Annotated in this window: 4 protein-coding genes; all 4 read right to left on the minus strand. The window is 72.3% G+C overall.

Annotated features, from left to right (window positions below):
- A partial coding sequence (locus tag IJH84_RS12790) for a polyprenyl synthetase family protein (protein WP_295144464.1) occupies positions 1 to 371 on the minus strand: 371 nt, incomplete at its 3' end.
- A complete protein-coding gene (gene hpnE / locus IJH84_RS12795; protein WP_295144467.1) occupies positions 368 to 1,741 on the minus strand; it encodes a hydroxysqualene dehydroxylase HpnE in 1,374 nt (457 codons plus the stop codon). The genes IJH84_RS12790 and hpnE, both read right to left, overlap by 4 nt.
- Positions 1,738 to 2,634: a presqualene diphosphate synthase HpnD gene (gene hpnD / locus IJH84_RS12800; RefSeq protein WP_295144470.1), complete on the minus strand. Its 897-nt coding sequence runs from the start codon at positions 2,632 to 2,634 to the stop codon at positions 1,738 to 1,740. Before hpnD ends, hpnE begins: the two co-directional genes overlap by 4 nt.
- Entirely contained in the window at positions 2,598 to 3,503 is a 906-nt protein-coding gene (gene hpnC, locus IJH84_RS12805) for a squalene synthase HpnC (RefSeq protein ID WP_295144473.1), read from the minus strand. Before hpnC ends, hpnD begins: the two co-directional genes overlap by 37 nt.
- Positions 3,504 to 3,974: the final 471 nt, after the last annotated feature.

The following is a 3,974-nucleotide window of genomic DNA, read 5'->3' on the forward strand; positions in this document are numbered from 1 at the left end:
AGCGCATCCCCCGCCAGCAGCGCGGAGGGCCGGCCGAACACGGTCCAAGCGGTGGGCCGGTGCCGCCGGGAGGTGTCGTCGTCCATCAAGTCGTCGTGCAGCAGCGAGAAGTTGTGCACGAGTTCGATGGCCGCGCCCGCGCGCGTCGGCCAGTGCCCGGGGCCGCCGATGGCCTGCGCGGACAGCAGCACCAGCGCCGGGCGAAGCGCCTTGCCGGTGCGCCCGTCCGGAGAACCGTCGGCGTGCACCCAGCCGAGGTGGTATTCGCAGACCCGCCGGGTGTGCTCGTCGAGCCTGCCGACCGCGGCCCGCAGCTGCGGTTCGACCTGCTGGCGCGAGGTGCTCAGCACGCTGGGTGTCGCCGTGGTCATCGGGTCACCTCCAAGCCCGCCGGGCGGGCTTCGTCGAACGTCGCCCGCACCACTCGCGCGGCCTGATCCCCGCTGCGCACAGCGCCTTCCAGGGTGTCGGGCAGGCCGGTGGCGGTCCACGCGCCCGCCAGCACCAGCCCGGGCAGCCCGGTGTCGGCGCCGGGTCGCAGATCGCGGGTCCCGGGCGCTTGCGCGAAGGTCGCGCGCGGTTCGCGGGTGACGAAGAAGTCCTGGACCTCGGCCCGCCGCGCGCGGGGAAGCAGGTCGCGCAGCGCCGGCAGGAACAGCGCGCGCAGCTCGCCGGTGCGCTGCTCGACGTACTCGTGCGCGGCCGACAGGGAGATCGCCAGGTACTGGCCGCGGCGCACGCCGGCCGCGGAGGTGCGGTCGAACAGCCATTGCACCGGCGAGCCGAGGACCGCCGCGAACGGTTCGGCCAGCACCGGCCGGTCGTAGCGCACGTGCACGTTCACGATCGGCGCTGCCGACAGCCCGGACCAGGCCGCCGCCGCGGGCAAGAGCCGGGCGGACAGGAGTGCGCCGGCGTGCTGGTGCGGGACGGCGACGATCACGGAGTCGGCGCGCAGCACTTCCTCGCCTCCGCGCCCGCGCACCGGGACCCGCCAGCCCGTCTCGCCCGATTCGTCTCGCAGCACGCTGTTCGCCTTGGTGCGCAGGAGAACCCGCACTCCTGCGGACGCCAGCTCGCGGTGCGCGGCGCCGTCGTGCAGCTCTGCCAGCGGCCGCAGCGGTACGCCGATGTCGCCGCTGTCCGCGGCGTCGAGCAGGCCGGTGCGGAACACCGTCGCGGCCAGCGCGAGCGAGGACTCGTCCGGCGCGGCGTTGAGCGCGGCAACCGACAGGAGTGCCCAGAGCGCGTCCACGGCCCGCGCCGACTCGCCGCACTCCCGCAACCAGTCGCCGAAGCTGATCCGGTCGAGCGCCGGATCCTCCGGGTCGAGCTCCCGCATCCGCATCCCGGTGCGCGCGGCGTTCACCCGCTGCCGCAACGTCAAAGCGGGATGCCCGAGCAACGCCGGAGCCAGGTGCGCCGGTGCGGGCAGGTCCCAGCGCCGCAGCACCGAGCAGGCCCGGAACGGCTCGAGCACCGGCACCCGGAAGCGAGGCTGCACCCGCACCTTGTCCAGCACGCCGAGCCTGCGCAGCAGCGCGGCGTACGCGCTGTAGCAGCGCAGGAAGACGTGCTGCCCGGTGTCGACGTCCAAGTCTCCGCGCTGGAACGAACTCGCGGCGCCACCGAGCCGCGCTCGCGTCTCCACCAGCGTCACCTCGTACCCGCTGTCGGCGCACCGCAGCGCGGCGGTGATCCCGGCGAGACCGCCCCCGACCACCAGCACGTGCCGGCTCACGGCGCCATCCCCGCCATCGAGCGGGCCGCCACGCCCGCCTTCTGCCAGCTCGTCAGCGAAGTCCGCTGCTGCATGGCCCGCAGCGGCGCCGCGGCGATCGCTTGCAGGACCTCGTGGTAGATCCCGGCCATCGACGCGCAGCAGGCGCGGCTGCGGCGGTCGAGCATCGGCAGCAGCGCGAAGCCCTGCCGGTACCACTGCTCGGCGCGCTGCACCTCGAACCGCACCAGCCGCGCGAGCCCGTCCTGCTCGTGCAGCAGCAGCCCGGGCGTGTGCGGCTCCAGCCGGACCCCGAACCGCTCGAGGTCCTCGTCCGGCAAGTACACGCGGCCTTCCACGTGGTCTTCGCGGACGTCCCGGAGGATGTTGGTCAGTTGCAGCGCCACGCCGAGCGCGTCCGCGCGGCGTTCCGCCACGGCCCGGTCCTGGGTGCCGAACACGCCCAGCGAGAGGCGGCCGATCGAACCGGCGACGCAGCGGCAGTAGTGCAGCAGCTCCGCGAACGTCCGGTACCGGGTGCCGAGCACGTCGGCCTCGCAACCGTCGATCAGTTCGTCGAAGGCGTGCATCGGTAGCGCCGACCGCGACGCCGCGTCCGCCAGCGCCACCAGCACCGGATCCGCCGACCGGGTGCTGGCCGCGTGCAGGTCCGAGCGGGCCTGGCCGAGCAGCCGGAGCTTGTCGTTCATCGGAAGTCCGCCGTCGCCGATGTCGTCGACGCGCCGGGCGAACGCGTACACCGCCGAGAGCGCCCGCCGTTTCGGGCCGGGCAGCAGCCGGATCCCGTAGGAGAAGTTGCGGGCGCGGGTGCGGGTGATGCGCTCGCACTCGCGGTATGCCTCTTGCACCGACGCGGTCACCAAGCTCCTCCAGTCAGCAGCAGTCGTGCCCATTCCCCCGCGGTGCGCGTCTTCGCCGGGCTCAAGTGCACGGAGATCGGGTCGTAACCGGCGCCGGCGAAGGCTTGCGCGGTCGCGCGCCCGCCCGCGACGTACCCGGCCACGGACAGCCGCGCCAGGCCCGGCAGCCGACCGATCAACGGGGCGCCGGAGTCGAGCAGGCGTTCGGCGCGGGCCACTTGGAACCGGATCAGCCTGCGCCAGCGCAGCGGTGCCGGATACGTGCCGAGTTCGTCGAGGCTGCAGCCGAAGTGCGCCAGGTCCGCCTCCGGCAGGTACACCCGGTCCTGCCGGAGGTCTTCGAGCACGTCTTGGCAGTGTTCGAGGACCTGCAACGCGGTGCACACCCGGTCGGACAGCGACACCAGGTCCGGGCGGGCGCAGCCGAACACGTGCAGCACGGACTCACCGACCGGGTTGGCCGACAGCTCGCAGTACCGCACCAGTTCGGCGAACGTCCGGTAGCGGCGCACGTGCTGGTCCTGGCGGTTCGCTTCGATCAACCTGACGAGGACGTCCTGCGGGATGCCGCATTCCTGCACGGTGGGTGCGAGCGCGCGCAGCAACGGGATCCGCGGGGTGCCGCGGTAGGCGTGCGCGAGGTCGGCTTCGAGGAATTCCAGCAGGCTTTCCCGGTTTCCGGGGGCTTCGTCGCCCGCGTAGTCGACCAGGCGGAAGTAGCCGTACAGCGCCATCAGGTGCCTGCGCAGATCTCTCGGCAGGACGCGGGCGGCGACGGGGAAGTTCTCCCCGGCGGCGCGCGCGAGCACGGCGGCGGCGTCGGGCAGTTGTGCCGAAACGTCCGGCTGCCGCGCCGCCGCGTGCTCGTGGCCATGCCGCCCACGAGCCCGAGAAATGTCCACAATGGCCCCCTCACCCAGCGACACCCATGGGTGACCGACCAGGTCAGCGTAGGTCTGCGCGGTTCGCACCGCAGGTCGGAGCGGCTACTCGACCGAGTGAGCGTCGTAGGGCGGTGCGGCGCAAGCGAATGCCGTCACCGCGTCCACTATGGACATATGAATCCCGTTCCGCAGCATGGGGACGCAAAGCCGAACACCTGGGCGCATTGCCATGTCACGAACGAATAAGTTCCGCGGGCAAAGCCTTACACTGCGGTCGAATTCGCCTCAGCACGATTTATTCCACAATGGACTGTTGTGTTCGGACGAGCGAGCCGGGGCGGCACCCATCGATCGGGAAGCGGCACGGACGCAGGTGCGCTACGAACGCTGGAGCGGGCCGTTACATCGTCACCTTCGGTCGCATCGATCACCTCCGGCCACGTCGGACCAACCGGCCCGGTGACGTCCGCGACGGCGTTGCGTGTCGAA

Source organism: Saccharopolyspora sp., assembly GCF_017434145.1.
In the GTDB taxonomy this organism is placed as follows: Bacteria; Actinomycetota; Actinomycetes; order Mycobacteriales; family Pseudonocardiaceae; genus Saccharopolyspora_C; species Saccharopolyspora_C galaxeae.

Bases quoted from the DNA above. Each gene is read 5' to 3' on its own strand.
- hpnD (WP_295144470.1), bottom strand. From the start codon at position 2,634: ATGGGCACGACTGCTGCTGACTGGAGGAGCTTGGTGACCGCGTCGGTG.